The 24,832-nt window shown below is 35.5% G+C and carries 21 protein-coding genes and 1 pseudogene; 7 read left to right on the top strand and 15 right to left on the bottom strand.

Annotation, left to right across the window (positions count from 1 at the left end):
- Nucleotides 1–22 precede the first annotated feature (22 nt).
- From ABMA70_RS09535 to ABMA70_RS09495, 9 genes are read right to left on the bottom strand one after another with little or no spacing between them, the layout of a single operon-like run.
- Complete coding sequence (locus tag ABMA70_RS09535) at nt 23–847, bottom strand: hypothetical protein (RefSeq protein ID WP_103218554.1); 825 nt, start codon at nt 845–847, stop codon at nt 23–25.
- Nucleotides 848–873: 26 nt separating this feature from the next.
- Nucleotides 874–1,173 (bottom strand): hypothetical protein, encoded by a 300-nt coding sequence (locus ABMA70_RS09530; protein WP_103218555.1) that lies wholly within the window; start codon nt 1,171–1,173, stop codon nt 874–876.
- 1 nt (nt 1,174) lies between these two features.
- Complete coding sequence (locus tag ABMA70_RS09525) at nt 1,175–2,650, bottom strand: NADH-quinone oxidoreductase subunit N (protein ID WP_103218556.1); 1,476 nt, start codon at nt 2,648–2,650, stop codon at nt 1,175–1,177.
- An 18-nt stretch (nt 2,651–2,668) separates the two neighbouring features.
- On the bottom strand, nt 2,669–4,201 hold the full coding sequence (locus ABMA70_RS09520; RefSeq protein WP_233189724.1) for a NuoM family protein: 1,533 nt from the start codon (nt 4,199–4,201) through the stop codon (nt 2,669–2,671).
- A gap of 18 nt (nt 4,202–4,219) precedes the next feature.
- Nucleotides 4,220–6,403 (bottom strand): NADH-quinone oxidoreductase subunit L, encoded by a 2,184-nt coding sequence (locus ABMA70_RS09515; RefSeq protein WP_103218557.1) that lies wholly within the window; start codon nt 6,401–6,403, stop codon nt 4,220–4,222.
- A gap of 21 nt (nt 6,404–6,424) precedes the next feature.
- A complete protein-coding gene (nuoK, locus tag ABMA70_RS09510; protein WP_103218558.1) occupies nt 6,425–6,730 on the bottom strand; it encodes an NADH-quinone oxidoreductase subunit NuoK in 306 nt (101 codons plus the stop codon).
- The gene (locus ABMA70_RS09505; RefSeq protein WP_103218559.1) at nt 6,727–7,260 is read right to left on the bottom strand and encodes an NADH-quinone oxidoreductase subunit J; all 534 of its coding nucleotides are present in this window, start codon (nt 7,258–7,260) and stop codon (nt 6,727–6,729) included. The genes nuoK and ABMA70_RS09505 overlap by 4 nt, the downstream gene beginning before the upstream one ends.
- An 18-nt stretch (nt 7,261–7,278) precedes the next feature.
- Nucleotides 7,279–8,487, bottom strand: a complete 1,209-nt coding sequence (gene nuoH / locus ABMA70_RS09500; protein ID WP_392993901.1) for an NADH-quinone oxidoreductase subunit NuoH — start codon at nt 8,485–8,487, stop codon at nt 7,279–7,281.
- Nucleotides 8,487–8,903 carry an NADH-quinone oxidoreductase subunit A gene (locus tag ABMA70_RS09495; protein ID WP_103218560.1) on the bottom strand — a complete coding sequence of 139 codons (417 nt, stop codon included), beginning with the start codon at nt 8,901–8,903 and terminating at the stop codon, nt 8,487–8,489. Before ABMA70_RS09495 ends, nuoH begins: the two co-directional genes overlap by 1 nt.
- Before the next feature lie 152 nt (nt 8,904–9,055).
- Between ABMA70_RS09495 and mfd the strand changes: the two genes are divergently transcribed.
- The 6 genes from mfd (at nt 9,056) to ABMA70_RS09465 (ending at nt 18,855) form a co-directional block, all read left to right on the top strand.
- Nucleotides 9,056–12,550: a transcription-repair coupling factor gene (gene mfd, locus ABMA70_RS09490; RefSeq protein ID WP_393022189.1), complete on the top strand. Its 3,495-nt coding sequence runs from the start codon at nt 9,056–9,058 to the stop codon at nt 12,548–12,550.
- Between the two features lie 85 nt (nt 12,551–12,635).
- Nucleotides 12,636–13,442: a peptidylprolyl isomerase gene (locus ABMA70_RS09485; RefSeq protein WP_103218562.1), complete on the top strand. Its 807-nt coding sequence runs from the start codon at nt 12,636–12,638 to the stop codon at nt 13,440–13,442.
- Between the two features lie 90 nt (nt 13,443–13,532).
- Nucleotides 13,533–14,453 (top strand): hypothetical protein, encoded by a 921-nt coding sequence (locus ABMA70_RS09480; RefSeq protein ID WP_392993907.1) that lies wholly within the window; start codon nt 13,533–13,535, stop codon nt 14,451–14,453.
- Nucleotides 14,454–14,459: 6 nt separating this feature from the next.
- Entirely contained in the window at nt 14,460–15,311 is an 852-nt protein-coding gene (locus ABMA70_RS09475) for a PdxA family protein (RefSeq protein ID WP_392993910.1), read from the top strand.
- Complete coding sequence (gene uvrA, locus ABMA70_RS09470; protein WP_392993912.1) at nt 15,308–18,115, top strand: excinuclease ABC subunit UvrA; 2,808 nt, start codon at nt 15,308–15,310, stop codon at nt 18,113–18,115. Before ABMA70_RS09475 ends, uvrA begins: the two co-directional genes overlap by 4 nt.
- A complete protein-coding gene (locus tag ABMA70_RS09465; RefSeq protein ID WP_392993915.1) occupies nt 18,112–18,855 on the top strand; it encodes a TrmH family RNA methyltransferase in 744 nt (247 codons plus the stop codon). The genes uvrA and ABMA70_RS09465 overlap by 4 nt, the downstream gene beginning before the upstream one ends.
- A 168-nt stretch (nt 18,856–19,023) precedes the next feature.
- Here ABMA70_RS09465 and ribE read toward each other — a convergent pair whose 3' ends face one another.
- From ribE to ribD, 4 genes and pseudogenes are all read right to left on the bottom strand, one after another.
- Nucleotides 19,024–19,491 carry a 6,7-dimethyl-8-ribityllumazine synthase gene (ribE, locus tag ABMA70_RS09460; RefSeq protein WP_103218567.1) on the bottom strand — a complete coding sequence of 156 codons (468 nt, stop codon included), beginning with the start codon at nt 19,489–19,491 and terminating at the stop codon, nt 19,024–19,026.
- A gap of 40 nt (nt 19,492–19,531) precedes the next feature.
- A pseudogene (ribB, locus tag ABMA70_RS09455) lies at nt 19,532–20,131 on the bottom strand (3,4-dihydroxy-2-butanone-4-phosphate synthase); the annotation flags it as partial.
- Nucleotides 20,124–20,774: a riboflavin synthase gene (locus ABMA70_RS09450; protein WP_158246913.1), complete on the bottom strand. Its 651-nt coding sequence runs from the start codon at nt 20,772–20,774 to the stop codon at nt 20,124–20,126. The pseudogene ribB and the gene ABMA70_RS09450, both read right to left, overlap by 8 nt.
- Nucleotides 20,774–21,907 (bottom strand): bifunctional diaminohydroxyphosphoribosylaminopyrimidine deaminase/5-amino-6-(5-phosphoribosylamino)uracil reductase RibD, encoded by a 1,134-nt coding sequence (gene ribD, locus ABMA70_RS09445; RefSeq protein ID WP_392993919.1) that lies wholly within the window; start codon nt 21,905–21,907, stop codon nt 20,774–20,776. The genes ABMA70_RS09450 and ribD overlap by 1 nt, the downstream gene beginning before the upstream one ends.
- 201 nt (nt 21,908–22,108) lie before the next feature.
- Here ribD and ABMA70_RS09440 point away from each other — a divergent pair, with 201 nt between their 5' ends.
- Entirely contained in the window at nt 22,109–23,341 is a 1,233-nt protein-coding gene (locus tag ABMA70_RS09440) for a hypothetical protein (RefSeq protein WP_392993922.1), read from the top strand.
- A gap of 29 nt (nt 23,342–23,370) precedes the next feature.
- On the opposite strand, the gene ABMA70_RS09435 is transcribed toward ABMA70_RS09440, so the two are convergent.
- Nucleotides 23,371–23,814 carry a hypothetical protein gene (locus ABMA70_RS09435; RefSeq protein WP_392993925.1) on the bottom strand — a complete coding sequence of 148 codons (444 nt, stop codon included), beginning with the start codon at nt 23,812–23,814 and terminating at the stop codon, nt 23,371–23,373.
- An 8-nt stretch (nt 23,815–23,822) separates the two neighbouring features.
- The gene (locus ABMA70_RS09430) at nt 23,823–24,584 is read right to left on the bottom strand and encodes a hypothetical protein (protein ID WP_392993927.1); all 762 of its coding nucleotides are present in this window, start codon (nt 24,582–24,584) and stop codon (nt 23,823–23,825) included.
- Between the last annotated feature and the right edge of the window lie 248 nt (nt 24,585–24,832).

The raw sequence follows: 24,832 nt of genomic DNA, 5'->3' as shown, positions 1-24,832 counted from the left end.
GAAAAATATTATAATTAAGATATTAAAATACATTGAATACCTTTGTTATACATAGAATCATAACAACCACTAAGCTATAGACAGTTCTACTTCTCGCACTAAGAAGTATTGTCGAGTAATCTTTCAAAGGCTGAAATTTTAAATATGTATTACTTAAAATAATTAACACTGCCTGAAAAAAGAGTACAAATAACGTTAAGACAAAATAATATAGTGGTACTGAATCAAACTTAGCTTTAAATAAATGTGACCAATCACTATTAGTAAAAGTTAAATTGATAAAGAATAAAGTAACTAAACACTGATATAAGAGTCTAACGTAAGAACACTGTATGCTTATATACTTCTTATCTGAATAAATAGTGCCGGCCTTAATAACTTCAACTTCAGTAGTATAAAAAAGAATTAATAACGGTAAGCTGAAACAGAGTTTTAAGAGAAAGATATTTGATTGAATCAGGGAATAAACTAATAATAATATGCTTAGGATAATTGCCTGAGTAAGTACAATTTGTGTTTTTTCAATTATTTCTGAACGAATAAGTGATAGCCTAAATCTGAAAATACCTACAAAAACTGTAGTTGCAATAATTAGAGCATAAAAAGGCAAGATGTAGCGTATTTCATTAGTTAATAAGAAATATGCACTAAGTGTTTGTCCAAAAATAGCTAAAAACAAAATAACTATAAAAGAATTAAAACTTAGAGCATCAACTCTTTCAATATTGTGAGTTGAAGCTAAGTACCTCTTTAAACTTAAGATCGGTAGTATCTCTTTTGAATTAAGAAGAGAACCCATTAATTGAATAACGATAAGCCATAGTGGCAAAGTAATAATTAGTTCCAAGAACTATCCTCTTTAATTTTAGATAATTACAAAATTAGTAGTATTAAAATTGTAGCAAGACCAATCAATATTGAATACGCTTCTTTGTAAAAATCTAGGGTTTGAGCACCTAGAATCACTACTGTAATCATGGCCACAACTTGAAAGACAATAAGAAGTTTAAAAGTAGCTTTAAGTGATTTTAAATTAGATTTGGCCAGATGAGACTCGCGATTAAGTTTCTTAAATGGAGCCTGGGCCACTTTAGGTTTGAAAAACAAGGGGTAGCCTAAGACTACCCCAAGAATTAAAAAGAAAATTAAAGATGTTAGTAGTACTAATTCCATACTACTTAATTAGGAGCAATGCTCCGTTAGCAAGAGCGATAAGCTTTTGCCAGAAAATACCAAGAAGTACAACAGGAAGCGTGTAAGCACCGATTACTAGTTGGTTTACGAATCCTAGGCCACCAATTTGCTCATCAGACTCAGCATCTTTAAGAACCATTACACGAACAACTTTCATGTAGTAGTAAAGAGAGATTACAGAGTTAAGAGCTGTGATTACCGCTAGTACGTAGAATTTCTTATCAATAATTGCAGCTAGAATGTTGAACTTAGCAACGAATCCAGATAAAGGAGGAAGACCTGCTAAAGAGAACATTGTAATAGCCATAGCAATTGCCATAGCCGGATGCTTTTTAATAAGACCAGAGAAACGATCGATGTGATCATTACCGTAGTGATCTTGAATAAATGAAGCAACATAGAAAGCTACAAGTGTCATAAATAAGTAAGTTACAGAATAGAAAAGAATTGCAGTCCATCCTGATTTACCAAGTACGATCGCACCAAGCATCATTACACCAGCGTGTGAGATTGAAGAGAAAGCTAGCATTCTCTTAATTGAGCGCTGACCGATTGCTGATACGTTACCAACTGTCATTGTAAGAGCAGCTACAATACTTAGAAGAACTAACCAAGAGTCCTTAAGAACACCAACATCACCACCAAAGAATACTTGAGTAAGACGAGCAAATGCTACGATACCTGCAAACTTAGGAACTAGTGAGAAGAATGCTGTAACTGGCAGAGGTGAACCTTCGTAAACATCTGGAGACCACATGTGAAAAGGAACACAAGAAATCTTATAACCAATCCCTACAAAGAAAAGTAGAAATGAAGGAATAAGAATTGCTGTTTGCTCAGTTGAAAGAGTTGTTAGCATTGGCATAAGTTCAGAGAAGTTAATCGTTCCAAGTACACCAAAGATGTGACTCATACCAAATAACATCATACCAGCTGTTACACCACCATATAGAACATACTTAAGACCTGCTTCAGTTGAACGTTCATCGTTCTTCTTAAGAGCGGCCATTGCATATGAAAGTAGTGAAAGTGTTTCAATACCTAAGTAGAATAGAAGCATATTGTTTGCAGAAGCTAGAAGCATCCCACCGACTAAAACTCCCATTGCAAGGATTGTGTATTCAGCTTTAGTTCCTTCATAAAGATCTTTTGAAATCTTAGAAAGATAAATAACACCAGCTGTACTTAGGATCATTACGATCTTTGCAAAACCTGAGAAGTGATCAATAACTAAAGACTTAGTAAAAATTTGTGTTGGCTCAATACCAAGTCCTTTGACTTGATAAATAAGCGCACAAAGTAGTCCAAGCATTGAACCCCAGTAAAACATGTTCTTTGAGCTACCTTTTTCATCATTTCCGTAAGTAGCTTCGATGAGGATTAAGGCCCCCATCGTGAAGCATACTAAAAGCTCCGGAATATAATGTGAGATACTCGCTAAATAATTTAAAGCCATCACTTCACCTATTGACTATTAAAAAGTCGCTAATAATGAAACTAGTTTACCTACAGAAGCCTTCATCATATCTAGTAATGGAGATGGCCAAATACCAAATAGGATTACTGCGATACATAGTGGAACCATGTAGAAGATTTCTCTAGCATTCATATCTGTATAAGATTTGTTTTCTTCAATAACTTCACCAAAGAACATTCTCTTGAACATCCATAGAAGGTAAGCAGCACCAAGAAGAAGACCAATAACTGCAAGAACAGTAATTGTTGTAAATCTATTGTAGATCCCTAGGAAAATTAGAGCTTCAGAGATGAAACCTGAAAGTCCTGGAAGACCCATTGATGCGAACATCGCAATGATGAAAACAATCGAGAATTTTGGTAATTGTGTATAAAGACCACCAAAACCTTTAGTTCCGTCTGGTCTAACGATCCATCTGTGGTGAGATCTTTCATAAAGAATACCAATAAGAAGGAACATCATAGCTGTTGAAGTACCGTGGTTGAACATCTGAAGAACAGCACCGTTCATACCTTGAACTGTCATAGCAGCAAGACCTAGCATTACGAATCCCATGTGAGAAACTGAAGAGTATGCAACAAGTTTCTTAACATCTGTTTGTGCCATTGCACAGAACGCACCGTAAATAACGTTAATTAAACCTAGCCATGCGATAGCATCTGCAAAGTAAACAGAAGCTGATGGGAAGATTGGGAATGCAATTCTTAGGAAACCATAAGTACCCATCTTGAGTAGTACACCGGCAAGGATAACTGAGATCGCTGTTGGTGCCTGTACGTGAGCGTGTGGTAGCCAAGTATGGAATGGGAAAACTGGAACCTTGATTGCAAAACCGATGAAAAGTGCTACGAAGAATACTTTTGCAAATGGAAGTGCCATACCAAAGATATTTACAGTTTCGTTTACAAATTTACCGCCTGAAAGCGCTAGAATATTGAATGAATCAACACCTTGTCCTGTTACGAAGTATAGTGCAACCATACCAACAAGCATTAGGATTGAACCAAAGAATGTATATAAGAAGAATTTAACAGCTGCATATTCTCTGTTCTCACCACCCCAAATACCGATAAGGAAGAACATTGGGATTAGCATTACTTCCCAGTAAACATAGAACAGGAAGAAATCCATTGATAAGAATACACCGTAAACAGTTGATTGAAGCATTAGTAGTAATGCAAAGTATCCCTTAACTTGCTTTTTAACTGTCCATGAAGAAAGGATACAGATCGCAAAAAGTAGCGAAGTTAAAAGAACCATTGGTAATGAAATACCATCAATTCCTAGGTGATAAAAAATGTTAAACTGTGAAATCCAAGAATGTTTAATTGTAAACATTTCTTGCATACCTGGCACAGTGTTGTCGAATTTCATGTATAGACAACCTGATAAAACCAGCGTGATCACAGTATTAATCAAAGACCATACTCTAATTGCCGTCTCTTTCGTCTTAGGTAATAAAAGTACCCCAAGAACACCGATCATAGGCATCCACAGAATCCAACTTAATAGATTAGAATGTGCGTTCACTGTAACTCCTTAATTCTCTTATAAAGCTAAAATATAACCAAATAGTACTAAAATAATCATTGCGATGTAGAACTGGATTTTCCCGTTTTGGAAAGTTCTTAAGATAACGTTAAATAAACGTACACTTGCACCAGTACCATCTACCATCATTGTGTCGACAAATAAGTTATCGAACCACGCAGAAACTCTCATAATAAACTTCGTAACTGAAGCCCAACCATCAACGGCGTATCTGTCATAGAATCCCATGTCAAACTTAGCTAATAGGTTGTTAAATGGAAGTAGTCCCTTCTTGATGAAACCACCAATATAAAGATCATCCATAAAGTATTTATTCTGTAGAGTTCTGTAATAACGGTTAAACGAATTAACCCAGAATCCTGGATTCCATTTACCCCATAGGTACATCATCATCGCGATGAACACACCAGAAAAAGCAATCACAATCGACATACCAGCACCAATATAGTGAACCTGGTGAATGTGGTGAGCTTCTTCCTCAGAAAGTCCGTAAGTTGAGTCGTACTTAGAAGTTGTAAATGTACCTTTTTCACGTACATCAATTTGTCCAAGTTGCTCACGCTTATAATTTTCAAACTGACCTTTTTTAGGTTTTTGAATTAAAGTTTGGAACCACTCATATTTTCCGTTTGCTTTATCTGCAACTTTAACAAAACCTTGTCCTGTTAATGAACCAGAGAACCAAACACCAAGAGTAAATACCGCTAGGATAAGTAGAGGTACGTTTCTGTTCCAAGTAAGCTTTTCTTCATGACAGTGATCGTAAACTTCTTTGTCTCTTGGCTTACCGTGGAAAGCAAGGAACATCATACGACACATATAGAAAGCTGTAAGAAGTGCACCCATGAAACCAAGAACTGCCGGAGCAATCATTACTGGTGAGTGAAGTGCCTCAATTAAAGCATCTCCTAGAATTCTATCTTTCGATACGAAACCTGAGAAGAAAGGAATACCTGCAATTGCAAGAGTACAACACCACATTGCAATCCAAGTAAATTTCATTTTATGTCTTAGACCACCCATTCTTGGCATCTCTTGTACGTGAGCATGCGTGTGGTGATCGTGAAGTGAGTGAATTACAGAACCAGCAGCTAGGAATAAACATGCCTTGAAAACAGCGTGTGTAATCAGGTGCATGAATGCAGCATTATATGACCCAACACCAATACCAAGTACCATGTAACCTAGTTGAGAGATTGTTGAGAAAGCTAGTACCGCTTTAAAGTCTGTTTGAACTAGTGCAATTGTTGCAGCACCGAAAGCAGTAATACCACCGATATAAGCAACAAGAGTTAATAGTCCTCCAGCATCAAGAAGCGGGTAAATTCTTAATGAAAGATAAACACCAGCAGCAACCATTGTCGCAGCGTGGATAAGTGCAGAACATGGAGTTGGACCATTCATCGCATCTGGTAGCCAAACGTTTAAAGGGAATTGCGCTGACTTACCAATTGTTCCCATAAAGATACAGAAACCTGCAAATGTTGCTAGAGGGATACCAAGTACCGCCTGACCAGCTAATCCACCAGCATCGATTGCTTTATATAGGTCTACAAAACTTACTGAACCAACAACAGTCCAAAGAGCAACAATACCTAGAAGGAAGAAAACATCCCCTACTCTTGTTGTCATGAAGGCCTTAACGTTAGCAGCACCAGCAACTTCTTTCTCGTAGTAGTGACCAATTAGAGAGTATGAACAGAATCCCATAAGCTCCCAAAAGATAAATACTGAAAATAAGTTATCTGAAAGTGCAAGACCAAGCATTGCAGAAGTAAAGAGTGACATATAAGTGAAGAAACGACCGTTTCTACCGTAGTTCATGTCATCTTTCATATACCAAGTTGAGAAAACGTGGATAAGTGTAGCAACGGCCGTAACCATCATAAGAAGTACAGCAGTCATGTTATCAATATAGATACCCATGTTTACTACGAACTCTTGCCCACCACCAGTTAGGTCAAACCAAGTGAATACTTTGTGAATGTGATAATTAGCAGAGTACGTTCCGAAAACGAAGTCGCTAAAAATTCTCCACGCATAAATTGTCGAACCTGCGATTGCTGCACAACTGATTGCTACAGCTGTTCTAGTAAAACGTGAAGCGATAAACGCATTTATCACGAAAGCAAAGAACGGTAGTAGAACAATTGGAGCAATACTTGAAATCGTATAATCCATTTTTTTCCCTTATATCTCTAATTAACTTTTTAGTTCAGTTGCATCATCAATATGAATCGAATCTTTAACTTGGAAGAAACGAATCACGATTGCTAAACCAACGGCCGCTTCAGCAGCAGCAACAATAATAATGAATAGTGACATGATATTTCCGTCAATATTCTGGTTTGCGTATCTTGTGTACGCAGCAAAGTTAAGAGCAGCTGCGTTTAAAATTAGCTCAACACCAAGAAGGATCGCGATAATATTCTTTCTCGCTACCATTACTGCAATACCTGCAAGGAATAAGAAGAAAGAAATTAGTAAGTAAGAAGATAAAGTCATCATTTTTTTAATCTCCTTGGTCTAGAAATTACTGCAGCACCAACAAGTGCACCTAAAAGAAGGATTGAAGAAATTTCGAAAGCTAGTACGTGATCTGTAATTAGCTTAGTTCCGATCTCTTCTACTGTTGATTGCATATCTTCCAGTTGCACATGTTTTTGAATTTTAAGTACAGGTGCTAGGATTTTCATTAATACAAAACTGATTACAAGCATCATGATTGCTGCAATAGTGTATGTTTTAGTTGTTCCCATTGCTGCTACTTTCTTGATCCCTAGCTTATTGTAAGCTTGTTCGATCCCACCAGTTAACATGATGGCAAATAGCATGAGAATTACAACACCACCTGCATATACAACTAATTGAGTAGCAGCTAAGAAGTCAGCTCCTAAAGTTGCATAAAGACCAGCTACTCCAAAAAGAGTAAGTAGTAGGTAGATACATGCATGCATTAAATTTTTTGAAACGGCGACAAGGAATGCTCCTATAACTGTAGCCGCTGCTGAAATTAAAAACATTGAGTTAATAAACATTTCAAATATCCTTAAATATTAGTGTCCGCCCGCACCAGCAGATGCAGATGCGATTACTTTTCCAAGAATTGCCCACATAGACTTACCGTTAAATAGGTAAAGCCATACAGCACAACCAATCATATTAAATAGTGCAATTGGAGTTAGATATTTCCAACAAAGTACCATTAGAGAGTCAACTCTCATTCTTGGTAGTGTCCATCTGATCCAAATTACAACGTAATAAAGAGCAAGAGTCTTAGTTACGAAAGATCCAAGTTGTAAAAAGTTTCCAATTTGCTTACCGATCATAGGGTGAGCTGAAGGAATAAGTTTATTTACGAATTCACCTGAACCAAGACCGAAAGGAACTTGATAACCACCTAGGAATAAAGCAGCACAAACACCACAAACAACGAAAACTTCGATGTATTCTGCAAGTGCAAAGAATGCAAACTTCATACCTGTAAATTCAGTGTGGTAACCAGATACAAGTTCTGATTCCGCTTCAGGAAGATCAAAAGGAGCTCTGTTTGTTTCAGCAAGTGCACCAATAAAAAGTACGAAGAACCCAATAAAAGTAAATGGGTTATGAAGAACAAACCATTGGTGTGGTAATCCACCCTGAGCTTCTGTAATTGTTTTAAATGATAGTGAACCAGTCATGATAACAATTGCTAGAATTGAAAGAGTTACTGGAACTTCGTAAGAGATGATTTGTGAAGCACCCCTCATACCACCAAGCATTGACCATTTAGAGTTAGATGCATAACCACCAAGGAAAATACCTACACCTACTAATGATGAAACACCTAGTAAGTAGAAAACACCAACATTAAGGTGAGTTAGAGTAAATCCACTTGAGAATGGTACAACAGCAAGTGACATGAAAACACCTACTAACGCTAGTAGAGGTGCAATGTTAAATAAGAACTTGTCCGCATCACGTGGAACAACGTCCTCTTTAAGAATCATCTTCACACCATCAGCTAAAAACTGAAGAATACCAAAAGGACCAACACGGTTAGGACCCTGTCTCATTTGAAGGTCAGCAGAAATCTTTCTTTCAGCATAAGTACCAAGACCACCAACTGTTGCAAGAGCACCAACGATGATTAATGAGAAAACTAAGAAAAGTAAAAACGTTACGATTCCAGTTGCATCAGTTCCTAAAAGTTTTGATAGTGCATCCACGGCCATTGAGTAGCCTGGTGCTTGTGATAAATACGATACAATCGTTGAATTCATTATTTATCCTTTCCATTAATATTTGCTTGGAAAGATTTTACCCAATCAAGGTCACCTTTCTTCCAGCAATAAACTAAACCTAAACTTAAAATAACAATGAATAGAAGAAGTGATCCAAGAACTGCACCACCCTGTCCGATGTCGACAAAGTTTTTATAAACTGTTGCAACAGGGAACATTAAAGCTCCTTCAACATCAAAGATTAAGAATACTAGAGCGATAACATAGAAACGTACGTTAAAGTTAGACCACGCAGTACCAGTTGGTTCCTCACCACATTCATATGGCGTAAGTTTCAATTCTGTTGGATTATTTGGCCTTACAAGACGACCGACAAGTAATGTTCCAAAGAAAGCGACTACTGCTACAGCGGCTAAAATTAACACCGGCATATAGACGTCAAAGTTTTGCGACATCGATTTATCTCCATGTATAAGTAAAGTAAGTTCCCAAATATTACACGATTACTAGCACTTTGGAAATAAATTGGCCCCTCTTTTTTTGAGTAATATCTTCTATTTAGTAACGCATGGGCCAATGCATAAATTCTTTGTTCTCACTATATTTTATGTTAAAAAACGACATGGATTTATTTGCACCACTACGCACAAAACTAGAAAGCTGGTTAGACACTAGGCAACACGACCTTACCATTGACGGTATTAACAGGGAGCACTGGGCATTTGCTAAGTTCTTGTTACAAGAAAAAAATGGTAAAATTAATCCATCGAATTTATTTATTTTTGAAGATTATGATGATGCAGAACAATTCTATGAGCTAGTCAAAACAAGCTTTTCTAAAACAAAACTTGTTTTCTACCCAGGACTAGACGCGTCACCATATTCCGGAATGTTTGCGTCAGAAAGTGCACAACTTGCCCGACACTCAGCATTAGAAAAAATAATCCGTTCAGAAAATAAAGAATTAATAGTTATCACTTCAATAGAATCTCTTGGACTAAAAGTTCCACCAGCTAATTTCTTTAGCGATACAAAAATTGAAATTAATGAATCTGATATAATTTCTCCTGACGAGTTAGCAGGAAAATTAGTTCAACTTGGCTACAGTTCTTCTTTCACTGTTGAGGAACAAGGGACATTTTCTAAGAAAGGTGAAATCTTTGATATTTATCCAGTTGGTCATCATCCAATTCGAATTCATTACTTCGATGAAATGATTGAAGAAATTTATGAAATTGATAAAGAAACATTAAAGACTATTAAAGATAAAAAACTTGATTCAATTATTATAGCACCTGGGCCAACTATTTTTTGTGAATCTCAGTATTCAAATAATCTAAGAAATAATATTCCGCGACCTAGAGCAAATCAAAGAGAGTTATTAGAAAAAAGAAATGATATCTTCAGTAAGCTTTCAAGCGGAATGCTTTTTGAAAATCATCCGATTTATACACCACTCTTTTTTAATACAGAAGAAACTCGCACACTACTCGATTATATAGATGATAATTGGCTAGTTTCAATTTTTGATCGCGATAATGTAGAAGACTTCTATTCTAATTATTGTGATGAGCTAGCTAAAGATTTTGAAGACTGTGAAGAATTACTTCCTGAACCAAAATATTTTTATGACTTATCAACAATTGAGCGACTGAGAGATATTGCTTGTCTAAATCTCAACCATTTAAATATTACTGTTAACCTTGATAATGACAGTAATATTGTCGATCTAGGATTTAGACCTTTTAAATCTTATATCTCTTACCACGATATTAATTACTTAGTTAAAAAGGAATTTTTAACAGGTCTTTTTAAGCATATTAAAAGTGAATTTAAATATTCTGGAAAAATCATTTTCACTATTCAAAATGAAAATTCACGCAAAGAAATTGAACACTTAATTGAAACATTTGAAGTTGATGGTGAAATTAAAAAACGAATTGAGTTTGTACCATTTAAATTAAGTGAAGGCTTCTTCTACCCTAGTGATAAATTACTTACTATTTCAGATAGTGATCTATTTTCAATTAGAAGAGATAAGGCTAAGGTTTCAAAAATTCACGACTACGATCTCTTTGCAGAACAACTTGCTTCACTAAAAGAAGGTGACTACGTCATCCACTCTAAGCATGGTATTGGAAAGTATTTAGGTTTAGAAGCAATGGACATTGGTGGTTCTAAAACAGACTATTTGGTTCTTCTTTATAAAGGTAATGATAAAGTATTCGTACCAATTTATAAGATGAATCTAATTCAAAAGCATGCTGGCGGCGAACTTAATGTTAATGTCGATAGCTTAAGAACTAATAAGTTCTCTGCCCTAACTTCTAGAGCACGTGAATCGATTAAAAAGTTAGCTTTTGATCTTTTAAAGCTTCAAGCAGAAAGAGCTTCCGCTAAGGCTTTTCAATTTTCTCCTCCAGATCATGACTATAAAGAGTTTGAGCTTTCATTCCCATTCAATGAAACGCCAGACCAGAAAAATGCCATCGATTCAGTAATTGATAAAATGCAAGCAAGTACAGCGATGGATTTTCTTGTATGTGGAGACGTTGGTTTTGGTAAAACAGAAGTGGCCATGCGAGCGGCTTTTAAAGCAGTACTTGATGGAAAACAAGTAGCAGTATTAGTTCCAACAACGGTTCTTGCCCTTCAACATTATAATTCTTTTGTTAAACGCTTTGAAAAGTTTCCAGTTCGAATTGATTATCTTTCACGTTTTAAAACTGGAAAGGATGAGAAAGAAACAAAGGAAAAATTAGAAAAAGGCGAAATTGATATTATCGTTGGTACTCATAAACTTCTTGGTAAAACTATTCGTTATAAAGATTTAGGTCTTGTTATTGTCGATGAAGAACAACGCTTTGGTGTTGGCCATAAAAACCAACTTAAACTGCTTAAGTCATCAGTTGATTTCTTAACGTTAACAGCAACTCCAATTCCTAGAACGTTACAATTATCTTTCTTAGGACTTAAGGATCTTGCACTAATTAAGACGGCTCCTCCAAGAAGGCAGTCTATTAAAACTTATGTTATTAAAGAAGACGATCATACGATTCAATCGGCCATTAATCGTGAATTAAAGCGTGGTGGCCAGGTCTTTATCGTACACAATCGCGTTCAAGATATAGAAAATTACACTGCATATATTAGGGAGCTAGTTCCTGATGCAAAGATTGTTTTTGCTCACGGACAGATGGCCGAAAAAGAACTCGAGTCTCGAATCTCTGCTTTCTATAGTGGTGCTTACCAAATCCTTATTTCAACGACTATTATCGAATCTGGAATTGATATACCAAATGCAAACACAATGATTGTTGATCGTGCAGATCGCTATGGACTAGCGCAGCTTCATCAACTTCGTGGAAGAATTGGTCGATCAGACAAGAAGGCTTACTGTTACTTTGTCGTTCCAAATAATCGCAATATAACTGAAGTAGCGGCCAAAAGACTAAAGGCACTACAAACTTATGCTGACATGGGAAGTGGCTTTCAAATTGCAAATTGTGACCTTGAAATTCGTGGTGCAGGAGATATTCTCGGTGCTCACCAATCAGGACATATCGAGGCCATTGGTCTTGAGCTTTATATGGAACTTCTTACAGAAGCAATTCAAGAACTTCGCGGTGAAAAGAAAGTTATCACGAAGGATATCGAAATCAATACACCGTTTGCAGCATTCATCCCTGCTCACTTTATTAGTGAATCGAGTGAGCGCTTAAAATATTACAAGCAACTATCTAACTCAAAATCGATCGATGAAATTACTGCATTGAAAGAAACAATCTTTGATATCTATGGGCCAGGCCCTGAGGAATTTAATCAGCTCATTGCTATTCTTGAGGCACGCTCTCACCTTATGCCTTGTGGTGTAAAGTCAGCACAATTAATAGACAATACTATCGTATTTCAATTTGATCAGAATATGGTTGAAGCCAATGAACAGCTTCGAAATAATATTTTAAATAACTTCTTAGCAATGCCTCGAAAATATCGTTTCACACCGGACTTCAAGCTAATTTTTACGAATAAAACGACAATATCTCCGAGTGGATTAGTCGAGTTCTGTCAGGAAATTGCGGAAAAAATAGTTCCATCTTAGTGAAATTTATAAGTTTTTAAGAATTTTTGGTACAATTAGATATAGTTTAAGAATTTGATTTCGATAATTTGAAAAGGATATCTATATGTACGGTAAAATCATTTTAGTTTTACTACTTGCACTAGGACTAGAAGCTGCACCAAAAAAAGTTGTAGCAGAAGTTAATGGTCAGAAAATTACAAAAGAAGAGTTAGATCAAGCTTACTTATTAAATAAGTATGTTGTTTCTGATGATCCTGTAACAATGAAGAAAGTGCTTACAGACCTTATTAATAAAAAATTAGGTGTGGAAAAAGCAAAGAAAGCAAAGTTAGATCAAGATCCAATTGTTGTAAGAAAGCTTGAAGAAGTAATATTCAATGCACAAGTTTCAAAAGATCTGGAAGGAGAATTCCAGAAAATTAAGGTAACTGATGCAGATGTAAAGAGATTCTATAGTGAATTCCCAGAGTACCGTACAGCTCATATCTTACTAAGAGTTAGAGTTGCTCCTTCAGAAAATGAGATTAATGCTGCTCAAAAGAAGATTTTCGAAATTCATGAACAAGTTACTCAAGAGCCATCTAAATTTGCTGAACTTGCAAACAAATTCTCACAATCACCAAATGCTCACACTGGTGGAGATGTAGGATATCAACCAGCTTTCTTTATGGCACCTGAGTATTTTGCGGCCATCAAGGGTAAGAAAGACGGATTTATCACTCGTCCAGTACGCACACAACTTGGTTATCATGTAATCAAGGTACTTGGTGTGAAAAAGTATGAAGATATCAATCTTGGCGCTTACAAAAAGTTTGTTTATGACAGGAAGCGCGATAAAATTATCGAAGATTATTTCGCAGGCTTACGTAAAAAAGCCAATATTAAAATTTTAGACAAAAATCTAAAGTAAATAAGATTAAATAATTTGCACAAGCCTCATGGGCACGATAAATTATTGTTCTATATATCGCACATATAAGAACAGTAATAAGAGGTGTTCATGAGGCTTTTTCTTTTTTTGGCCCTACTTTTTTCAACATTAAATCTACAAGCAAAAAATACAAAATTATTAGATAAAATTACGGCCGTTGTTGATGAACATGTCATCACAAAGTCGATGATCGAACGTGTTAAGAAATCGCTTCCAATTCGTCAGAATATTTCTCCTTTCATTTATAAGAAAGAAATGAAGTATACAGACAAGGAAGTTGCTGATCTTATCATTAGAAAATTTATTATTCGCTCTACTCTCGCAGAACAAGGTTATGTAATTTCAGATGCAACAGTAGAGAAAGAAATTAAAAGAAAAGAGCAAAGACTAGGTCTTAGTCGTAACGATCTAATCGCATTTCTAAAAAAGTCTAATACGAATTTTGAAGAGTTCTTCGAACTAAACAAAGAGGCCATTGAATTCAATCACTTTAATTCAGTTGTTATCATTCCATTAATTTCTGTAAGTGAACAAGAAATTAAAAATGAATTCTTTAAAGAAAATGTAAACAATAAAACTGTTTCATACCGATACACATTAGTTGACTTCTCTATTGATGAATCAATCGTAACAAAGAAAGACTATGCAATTTTTAAGAAGACAATGGAATCTTTTCAAAAAGGTGGGCCACTACCTAGCAAGTATGGATCTATTGAGACTTCAACACTTGGAGATATCACAGCAGATGGTTTAACTGCAGACTTACAAAAGCTTCTTAATAAGACACAAGAAGGGCAATTCACACAACCAATCAATATGATGGGTGAAACACATATTTTCTATGTAAAAACACGCGACGTTGTTGAATCTTCTCTATTTCAAAATGCAAAGAATAGAATTAGAGCGCTTCTATATGAATCAAAAGCGAAAGAAGTTACACAAATGTGGTTTGAGCGTGAAAAAGCTAATCACTACGTAAAAACATTATAAAAGAAAATGATCTATGTTACTGCTGGCCATGAAAGAGGAATAGGACTTGAAGTTTTTTTAAAAGCTTGGAGCCTTCTTTCATCAAGTCAGCAGGAAGAATTTCACCTCTTTGTTGGTGATGAATTCAAAAACGATCTACCATCCGAATTAAAATATACACTTGTTCAAAAACCCTATTCTCACAACGCACTAGAACAGGCTTGTGACCGATGTGGACCAAATGACATTCTCGTAACAATGCCTACAACTAAGAATGAACTTTTCTTTGATGGCAAACCTGTTTCAGGACATACAGAATACTTTCGTAAAAGATATCAAAACGAAAATCTCGTGATGTTCTTTAAGTCATATGATGCAAATGTTTTATTAATTACGGATCATATACCGCTTAGAGAAGTCGCAACAAAAATAAATCATGAGCTTATTCACAGTAAAATTAAAATCTGTGTTGATAATTACAAAAAATATTTCGGACATTTAAACGATGTCATTATTTCTGGTATTAATCCACATGCTGGTGAAGGTGGGATACTAGGAACAGAAGAAAAAGAAATTGTTAAAGCTATTAAAGATCTTGATCTGAGTGAGAGAATTATTGGCCCACTTCCTGCTGATGGACTCTTTCTAAATGATAGTTTTGCAAGCGATAAGCTTTACGTCTACATGTACCATGACCAGGGATTAGCGCCATTTAAAACGATGTTTAAATCTAAGGGAGCAAATATCACTCTGGGAATGCCCTACCTTCGCCTAAGTGTTGATCACGGTACGGCATTTGATCTCTTTGGAAAGGATAGCGCCAATTATATGGGCTGCTATTATGTTTTAAAGTTAGCATTAAAGGTTATTAAAAAATGAATAATGAAATTAAAGTTGTAAAAGCACGTGTTCACAATTTGAAAGACGTCACTATCAATATTCCTAAAAATCAATTAACTGTCATTACAGGTCCTTCTGGTTCAGGAAAGAGTTCACTGGCCTTTGATACAATCTATGCTGAGGGACAAAGACGCTATATTGAATCACTCTCTTCGTATGCCAGACAATTTTTAGGTCAACAACAAGCTCCGGATGTTGAATCAATAACTGGTCTCTCACCGGCCATTGCCATTGACCAAAAGACCACAAGTAAAAACCCAAGATCAACTGTTGGAACAATTACTGAAGTTTACGATTATATGAGAGTACTCTTTGCGAGAGTAGGTGATCTTTACGATCCAAACAATGGTGAAAAAGTTATTAGCTATACGCCGGGTCAGATTACTAGAGACCTAATGGATTTACCTGAAAAGACAAAATTACATATTACAGTTGAAATAACAGATGAAACCAAAAAAGCACTTGAGCAGCAAATGGCCAAGTATCTTTCAATGGGATTTTCACGATTTATTGTAAATGATGAAATCATGTTACTTGATAGTAGTGAAATCAAATCATTAAAAGCATCTGATGAAATTCTTGTCGTTATTGATCGAATCTTAGTTAAAGCAGATATAGAAAAACGCTTAACTGATTCAGTTGAGTTAGGACTAAAGCTAGGAAATGGAATTATTCACGTCATGATTGATGATGAATACCACACATACTCTGAAATCAATATGTCTCATGTAACCGGAGAAGTATTTCCTGATCTAGAGCCAAGGCTATTCTCTTTCAACTCACCTGTTGGAGCTTGTGGAAAATGTAATGGCCTAGGTGAATCAAAAGAATTTGTTCTAAGTGAAATTATCTTTGATGACTCACTCCCGGTTTTAAAGGGGGCGATCCCTCTTCTTACGAAGAAGAATAATTTTCTTCATAAAATGGTAGAGTGCATGCTTAAAGAAGAAGGTTTTGATTTAAAGCTTCCTCTGTCAAAAATGCCAAAGAAGATTTTTAAAATTCTTACTGAAGGTACTAATAAGGTTTATACATATAAATTTAAGTCAGAAAATTCAGTTTTTGAATTTTCCAAACCATTCCCTGGTCTTATCAACTGGCTAGATAAGAAGTATCAAGAGTCTACTTCTGAGCGAGTACGCTCAGAGCTTGAAAAAAGCATGCGTGTTCAAAAATGTTCAGAGTGTAAAGGTCGCCGCCTTAACACTATTGCTCTAAGTACTAAAGTTGGGGAAAAGAATATTATTGAATTATGTGAAGTACCTTTAAGTGAAACTTATCAATATTTCGATAATTTAAAACTAGAAGGCATTAAAGAAAAAATTGGTGCTAAGCTTCTCGTTGAAATCACATCACGCTTAAAATTTCTTAATGATGTTGGCCTGGACTATTTAACACTTAATCGCTCGGCAGGAACACTAAGTGGTGGAGAATCACAACGTATTCGCCTAGCTACTCAGATTGGTTCAGCTCTTTCTGGCGTTCTCTATGTTCTAGATGAGCCAAGCATTGGTCTTCACCAAAGAGACAACGTAAGGCTTATTCATACACTTAAAGAGCTACGTGATCTCGGTAATACTGTTCTTGTCGTTGAACATGATGAAGATACAATGAAAGCTAGTGATTATATTATTGATATGGGACCAGGTGCAGGTGTTCACGGTGGAGAAATTGTTGCACATGCAACAACTAAGGACTTCTTAAAGAAGAAATCTCTGACTGCAGACTATTTAAATCATAAAGTAAAAATTGAAGTTCCAAAAGAGCGTCGCAAACTTAACGAGTTTATTAAACTTCGCGGAGCTGAACACAATAACCTCAAAAAGGTTGATGTCGACTTCCCTCTAGGTGGACTTGTTTGTATCAGCGGAGTTTCTGGTTCAGGTAAATCAACTCTTGTGCACGAAGTTTTAATTCCAGCAGTTAAGAGTAAACTAACTCGAATCAATCGCTCAATTTATGAGAAAGCAAACTATAAATCAATTACAGGACTCGATAAAATTAAATCTGTAATTGAATTAGATCAATCACCTATTGGGCGTACTCCTCACTCAAATCCGGCTACATATTCAGGTCTCTTTGATGATGTAAGAAAGCTATTTGCAGCAACAAACGAGTCGCAAATCCGCGGTTATAAGCAAGGACGTTTTAGTTTTAATGTTAAAGGTGGCCGTTGTGAAGAATGTGAAGGAAATGGAACACAGAAAATTGAAATGCACTTTCTTCCTGATGTCTATGTAACTTGTAATGAATGTAATGGACGTCGTTATAATAATGAAACACTTTCAGTTCTTTATAAAGGTAAGTCTATCGCCGATATTCTAGAGATGACGATTGAAGAAGGATATGAATTCTTCAAAAATCATCGTAGGCTTGGAAAAATTCTAAAGACGATGAATGATGTAGGTCTTGGTTATATGACATTAGGTCAACCAGCAACCACACTTTCAGGTGGAGAAGCACAAAGGCTTAAGTTAGCTAGAGAATTAGCAAAATCGACAAAAGGCCACACGCTTTATGTTCTTGATGAGCCTACTACTGGTCTTCACTTTGAAGATATTAAAGTATTAATGAAAGCAATCAATGAACTTGTAGAAAGTGATAATTCTGTTCTTATCATTGAACATAACTTAGATGTACTAAAAGTAGCAGATCAAATAATTGATCTAGGACCTGAAGGTGGTCATCGAGGTGGAACAATTGTTGGAACAGGAACACCAGAAGAGATTGCAAAAATTAAAGCTTCTCATACGGGTAAATTTTTAAAGGAAATTCTGAAGTGATAAATGGTTTTGAAGAATTCTATAATTTAAAAGATAAGAATCTAATTAAAGAAGATTATTGTATCGCTGAAACAGAAAAAGTTGTGTGTAAAGCACTACGATCAAATCATGAAGTTGAAAAAATTATAGCAACTCAAGAATTTTATGATTCAAATAAGGTGTTGATTGATAACAACTGCAAGCACGTTCTAATAAAAGACAAGAATGATTTAGAGGAGATTACAGGCTTTAAACTTCATCATGGAATTCTTGCTAAAGTTAAAACAAATGGACTTAAAAAAATTAATGAGCTTGGTGATCGTATACTCATCTTCAATGGAGTAACTTCTCCAGAAAATGTAGGAACGATGACGAGGGCAGCGATGGCCTTTGGTTTTGATAACATTATCTATGATGCAAAAAGTGCATCTCCTTATCTAAGACGTTGTATCAGAGTTTCAATGGGAAATGCATTTGAAGCTAATATATGTAAGTCACTTAACTTAATTGATGACATTTCTTTACTTCAAAAACTTGGCTATGCAGTTTGTGCTACGGCCAACGAAGAAGGTGCCTTATCGATTACTGACTATAAGTATCCACAAAAAGTTGCTTTAATTATTGGAAATGAGGGCAATGGTATGGATCGTGAAGTAATTGACGCTTGTGATAAGAAGCTATTTATTCCGATAACAAATTACGTTGCACACTTAAATGCAGCAAGTGCAGCTTCAATTTTTCTTTATCATTCGATCTTTTAATTAGATTTTTATTTATATTTATTAACCTGACATTGGTGATGATAGTCTATAACTTAGGCCCATAAGCTCATCACCACACACCGATAGAGTTTGTATCTTTTTCGTTTTTTTCCAATAAAAAAGGCCACTGTCGAGTGGCCTTTTCTTTTACTATATTTTCAAATTTAATTAGTCGATTGATTTAAGAAGTGTCGCCATCTCAATTGCAGACATTGCAGCTTCCCAACCTTTATTTCCAGCTTTAGTTCCTGCTCTTTCAATTGCTTGCTCAATTGTATCAACAGTTAAAACACCAAATGTAACTGGAACACCTGTTTCAAGAGATACTTTTGAAATACCTTTAGCAACTTCATTAGAAACAAAATCAAAGTGTGGAGTTGATCCACGAATAACTGCACCAAGTGTGATTACAGCATCGTATTTTTTCGAAGCAGCAAGTTTTTGAGCAATTAAAGGAATTTCAAAGGCACCTGGTACCCAAGCAATATCCATTTCATCAATGTTTCCATCATGTCTTTTAATGCAATCAATTGCACCACCTAATAGTTTGCTTGTAATTAGTTCGTTAAAACGTCCTGCTACTACAGCAAATTTCTTTCCAGATGCATTTAAGTTACCTTCTAGATTTCTAGGCATGTGTTTCTCCCAAATTATCGGCACTTTCACCAAGTGCTTCTTTTCTATATTTAATTAAGTCTTTAATTGTTACAAATTTTAAACCATGTTCCTCAGCAATCTTAGAAAGCTCAGGAGCTTTTGCCATAGTTCCATCAGCACTCATGATTTCACAAATCACACCTGCAGGGTAACAACCAGCAATTCTGGCCATATCTACAGCAGCTTCAGTGTGACCATCTCTTTCTAAAACACCACCAGATTTTGCAATAAGTGGAAAGATGTGACCTGGTCTCATAAAACTATCGGCCGTCGAATTTTTATTAGCAAGTAGTGAAATCGTTAATGCACGATCTTGGCATGAAATACCAGTACCACCATTTGCAGCATCAATTGAAACAGTGAATGCTGTGTGATGAACAGAGTCGTTTTCTTTCACCATTAGTGGAAGATCTAATTCATCTGCACGCTCTTTTGTAATTGGAGCACAAATTAATCCGCGACCAACTGTCGCCATAAAATTAATGGCCTCAGGAGTAATTCGGTCAGCCGCCATAACAAAGTCTCCTTCATTTTCACGGTCTTCATCATCAATTACAATTACCATCTTCCCAAGACGAATATCTTCAATGGCCTCTTCAATTTTATCAAATTTAATCATTTAGAAATGACTCCAAATTTTGTGTGCTTGCCCCATTACTACGTCTAGCACCGTTAAAAAGCAAGTTTTCTATATATTTTCCCAGGATATCCACTTCAATATTCACCAAACTCTGAACACTGCGGTTTCTTAGAACTGTGTTCTGCCAAGTATGTGGAATGATTGATAGTTGAAATGACGAGTCGGCCTTAAATACATCCGCTACAGTCAGTGAAATTCCATCAATTGTTATTGAACCTTCTTTCACAATATATTTCATTTGCTTTGAGTTAACTTTAATTGTCACCAGATAGTTGTTACCGCGACTTTGAATTTGAACAATTTGACCAACGTCATTAACGTGACCTTGAACAATGTGTCCACCTAGTCGATCACTTGCACGTAGCGCAAGCTCGAGATTTACTTCATCACCAGATCTTAAATTTCCAAGTGTCGTTTTCTCCAAACTAGTATGTACTGTTTGCACAACAAATGTAGAATCAGTAACTTTAACAGCAGTTTGGCAGGCGCCATTAATTGCAACTGAATCATCAATTTCAATTTCTGGAAGAAGCTCTTTACAGCTAACTTCTATAAGTTTCCCCTCAGCATTTGAGCGTACACTTACAACTTTTCCAATTTCTTTAACTAGTCCAGTAAACACTATGACCTCGTATCAATCTCAAACATTGCTTGAGATCCTATATTTTTAACTTCAACGTTTTTAAAATTTAAAGCATCGGCCATCGAATCAAGTTGTTCATCGTAATAACCTATGCCATTTCCTAAAATTTTAGGCGCTACAAAAATTGTCATCTTATCTGCAAGTTGCTTCTTCAAAATAGTCGAAGCGAGCATCCCACCACCTTCAACAAGAATCGAATGAACACCAATTGCTTTTAGTTGTGCCAGTGCATCTTCAATAACAATTTCATTTCTTTCACATTTCGCAAAAACAATTCGAATCTGTTTTTCAGTAAAGAATTTAACAACATCATCTGGTGCTGATTGGTAATCTGCTCCAGTTGTTACAATGATAGTCTTCTTTGTGTATTGATCATTGAATACTTTTGAAAGAGGATCCATTTTAGAAATTGAACCCATCACAATTCGATAAGGAATCTTTCCACTATCATCTAAACCAAAACGAATATTTAAACTTGGATCATCGTTATTAAGAGTTTTACGTCCAACCATAACCCCGTCGTATCTTTTTCTAAAAGAATGCACCATCTTTCGTGCAGACTCATCAGTAATCCATTTTGAGTCCCCGGTCATTGTAGAAAGCTTTCCATCAAGAGTTTGTGCAAGTTTAAGGTGAACAAAAGGAAGATTACTTTTCATTGATTTAAAGAAAACGCGATTAAGCTCCATCGACTCTTGTTCAAGAACGCCTACTTCACATTCAATCCCCGCAGCTTCCAAAATCTTGATTCCATTTCCTGCAACCTGAGGATTTGGATCAAGACAAGCAACCACAACACGAGCAAATCCATGCTTTAAAAGTTCGTGTGCACATGGAGGTGTTCTTTTATTTGTATGGCAACAAGGCTCAAGAGTTACATAAATTGTGGCACCCTTAAGTTCGCCCTTTTGTTCTTCGGCTACATCAGCAATTGCTTCAGGCTCTGCATGTGGAAGCCCGGCCTTTTTATGCCAACCCTTTCCAAGTACAATTCCGTCTTTAACAATGACAGCACCTACCATTGGATTTGGAGAAGTTGTTCCTTCACCCAATTTCGCAAGATTAAGCGCCATTTGCATATAAGCAATATCTCTAGAAGCCTGATTTTCCATGCCTTTTCATAACATATCTGGCCATAAGTCGCACTCATAAATTCAGCACGTTGGTACTTTTGACACTAATGGACCTATAGGCCCGAACGACACACAAATACTCATAAAATCGGGTACTTACTACGTGTTCTACTTCTTTACACCCTATAAATAAATTTCACTAACAAACACTAATTCTCAAATATTAGATAAATTAGTTTTATGAACAAGTTAATCGCACCACTAATCTTAATTTTTGCCTTCTCTATGGCCTCGTGTTCGAAAGATACGCAAAAAATTATCAAGTCCAACACTCCAACTCAATCTCCAGTTGGGCCAGTTGTTAATGATTCAGATAAGGTCATTTTAAATGCAAAGCTTAACAATTTCTGTGAAGGACAGGATTGTCCAGAAGGCATTGTAGCGGTTAAAACACTTGATAAATCAGTAACTTGCCCAGGAATTATAAAGTCAGAAACAGAAGTATTGATCTCTCAAAACTGTGCCGACACAAATGAGACTTTTCACATACAAACAACTGATGGCGATATAGTAAAAGTTGAATCAGTAGAAGAAGAGCTTTCAAACGAATTCAATGACAAGGTTCTTAAACTTACGACGGCCAAAGAAATTAAAAACTCGGCATCTATATCTATTCCAAACTCAGATAACAACTTTGTAGAAGTTCTAGCTTTTGATAAGTATGGAGCTCTCACAAAACAAAGCTGTGAAATCACTTACGCTTCACTCGCCTATGCCAATTCATTAGATAATGAATCACAACTCTTAAATATCAAAAACTGTGATGGTGTAAAAGACGGTTCACTAATTTCTCAAGATGGAAATATCATTGGTTTTTTAACTAAGAAACATGAAGAGATTGCGTTGTATGAAGGAATTAGTCTTGAGGGTGAGCTGAAAGAGATTGATATCTTATCTAAAATTGACCAAATATCACTAGAGCTGCCTCTGGATTCAAGTGTTTCAATTTTTTCAATGATCTTATTCGAATATCCATTATTCGAAACTGATGAAACAATACAGGAAATACATTTCGATAATAATAATCCATTAACATTTAAACTAGAAACTATTTGTATTAAAAAAGGTATAAATAAGATACTGCCAGATTCAATATCAAAGTTAAATTTGAATAACAATATTTTAGAATTAAATGAAGAAACAACTTTAAGTATAGAAGATTTTCAAACATATATTCCTAAAGACAAAGTACACTTACTTAATCTTGATTTAAGTGAAGACAGAGTTTATTTAGATCGTGAATATTATATAGCTTTAGGTGATATCGATAAGCTAACAACTATTGAACAAAATATTTCGACTACGAGAAATGTTAATATCTTACCTGGTCAGATTAACATAGTATCAAAATATTTATATATAGGTGATACTAATAACTTTTTTGCAGTAGATAAAAATATTAGATGCAAATAATAAAGGGAGCTTTCAAGCTCCCTTTCAATTTAATATTCAAAATCATTAATTATATAGTTCTTAAATTTAACATTTCTCTTTAGCTGTCTTTCTAAAAGCCTCTTTGGAATACTTCTTTTGTAGTTATTTAAAATATTATCCTTTGTAATTGTAACTTCATCTTGCTTAATATTATACTTTTCTATTAACTCAATACTATTTACACTTAGAATTCGATCTCTCGTTTTCAATATCCATCGATCATTTACAGAGTCAAAATCAAAGTCACCAGTCTTCATTAAAGTACTAATTAATTTATCCTTACTAAAAGAATTAGTATCTTGAATATCAATAACACTAGGTAATATCCTCAATGTATCAACATCACCTATTACGCCAGATTTACCAGCAGGAGCCAAGGTATCGGTACCACCAATAACTCCACCACTTGCATATACTGAAAACATTGCGAAAATTATAATTATATATTTCATATTTACTCCTAATTTATCTTTCTGACTAAACTACTGACAAAGAATACATCTTCGCCACGATTGTCCGGTGATAACATAATTTTTCTAACGTTGTAGGAAAACTCAGATGCAAGCTGTTTTAGCTCGTCTTTTACTTTACTAGCGTCAACAGACTGATAACAGATGTCTGCTTTACTAGCTAGAGGGTCACCGTGTACTCTAACTTCCGTTAGCATTTCACTATAAACTAAGTTAGTTAAAGATAATGTAGCTTCAGTATCTATACGTTGAAGTTCGTCTGAATGATAAAATCTACCATCTCTGTTTTTCAAAACGCCATCAGCTGCTAACTTCATAAATATTTTATGACCATGTCTACCATACTCTTGAAGCACCTCATTCTCGCTTAACCCATAATAAGTTGATGCTTTAATCATCATCTTATAAGTAGATTCATCTTTGAAATATTGTATTTCATTACCAGTAATTGTGTTCTGAGTTTGAACTTCATAAAAATGCCCATACAAACTTTCATGCACTTCCGGGAAGTACTCACGTACAAACTCAGCTGTCTCTTTCTTTGAGCACAGGCCGTTAAGGACTGTGACACAAATATCGAGTCCAGGGTTTTTAACATCACCCATTTCTAGTCGATGAAATGTTGAAGGTGGAAGTCCAAGCCTTCTAGCAATTTGATTGCTACTTAAGCGGGAGTGCTCTTTTTTGTATTTTCTGATCTTGTCCCGCAAAACTTCGTTAACCGAAGGTCTTTCTAAAAAAACCTTGTCCATTCTGCTCTCCTCTCTCTATTAATCCCAATGTTGTTTAGTAGTTCTTCATACAACAGAATCCAATAGAATTTATGAACACTGTAAAAACTATTAATAAAACTTATTGTTAAGTATTTGATGGGACATAAATAAAATTTCATAAGTGAAATTTCTCGATTTTTTCGAAAGTGGAATGATTTATTTCAAATTGGAATAACTGATACTGTAAGTAGCTGTAATTATGATAGGACAACTATAAAATAATTACT

The organism is Halobacteriovorax sp. XZX-3, from assembly GCF_043196495.1.
Lineage (GTDB): Bacteria > Bdellovibrionota > Bacteriovoracia > Bacteriovoracales > Bacteriovoracaceae > Halobacteriovorax_A.
The sequence above is the reverse complement of the archived record's forward strand: the minus strand, read 5'-3'. Positions and strand labels throughout refer to the sequence as shown.

What these genes read in the sequence shown, in the direction of transcription:
- ABMA70_RS09495 (WP_103218560.1), bottom strand. Translation starts at nt 8,903, where the DNA reads ATGTCGCAAAACTTTGACGTCTATATGCCGGTGTTAATTTTAGCCGCT.
- ABMA70_RS09435 (WP_392993925.1), bottom strand. Translation starts at nt 23,814, where the DNA reads ATGAAATATATAATTATAATTTTCGCAATGTTTTCAGTATATGCAAGT.
- ABMA70_RS09505 (WP_103218559.1), bottom strand. Translation starts at nt 7,260, where the DNA reads ATGTTTATTAACTCAATGTTTTTAATTTCAGCAGCGGCTACAGTTATA.
- ABMA70_RS09475 (WP_392993910.1), top strand. Translation starts at nt 14,460, where the DNA reads ATGATCTATGTTACTGCTGGCCATGAAAGAGGAATAGGACTTGAAGTT.
- ribD (WP_392993919.1), bottom strand. Translation starts at nt 21,907, where the DNA reads ATGGAAAATCAGGCTTCTAGAGATATTGCTTATATGCAAATGGCGCTT.
- ABMA70_RS09440 (WP_392993922.1), top strand. Translation starts at nt 22,109, where the DNA reads ATGAACAAGTTAATCGCACCACTAATCTTAATTTTTGCCTTCTCTATG.
- ABMA70_RS09430 (WP_392993927.1), bottom strand. Translation starts at nt 24,584, where the DNA reads ATGGACAAGGTTTTTTTAGAAAGACCTTCGGTTAACGAAGTTTTGCGG.
- ABMA70_RS09525 (WP_103218556.1), bottom strand. Translation starts at nt 2,650, where the DNA reads ATGGCTTTAAATTATTTAGCGAGTATCTCACATTATATTCCGGAGCTT.
- ribE (WP_103218567.1), bottom strand. Translation starts at nt 19,491, where the DNA reads ATGCCTAGAAATCTAGAAGGTAACTTAAATGCATCTGGAAAGAAATTT.
- ABMA70_RS09485 (WP_103218562.1), top strand. Translation starts at nt 12,636, where the DNA reads ATGTACGGTAAAATCATTTTAGTTTTACTACTTGCACTAGGACTAGAA.
- nuoH (WP_392993901.1), bottom strand. Translation starts at nt 8,487, where the DNA reads ATGAATTCAACGATTGTATCGTATTTATCACAAGCACCAGGCTACTCA.
- ABMA70_RS09530 (WP_103218555.1), bottom strand. Translation starts at nt 1,173, where the DNA reads ATGGAATTAGTACTACTAACATCTTTAATTTTCTTTTTAATTCTTGGG.
- nuoK (WP_103218558.1), bottom strand. Translation starts at nt 6,730, where the DNA reads ATGATGACTTTATCTTCTTACTTACTAATTTCTTTCTTCTTATTCCTT.
- mfd (WP_393022189.1), top strand. Translation starts at nt 9,056, where the DNA reads ATGTTAAAAAACGACATGGATTTATTTGCACCACTACGCACAAAACTA.
- ABMA70_RS09515 (WP_103218557.1), bottom strand. Translation starts at nt 6,403, where the DNA reads ATGGATTATACGATTTCAAGTATTGCTCCAATTGTTCTACTACCGTTC.
- ABMA70_RS09480 (WP_392993907.1), top strand. Translation starts at nt 13,533, where the DNA reads ATGAGGCTTTTTCTTTTTTTGGCCCTACTTTTTTCAACATTAAATCTA.
- uvrA (WP_392993912.1), top strand. Translation starts at nt 15,308, where the DNA reads ATGAATAATGAAATTAAAGTTGTAAAAGCACGTGTTCACAATTTGAAA.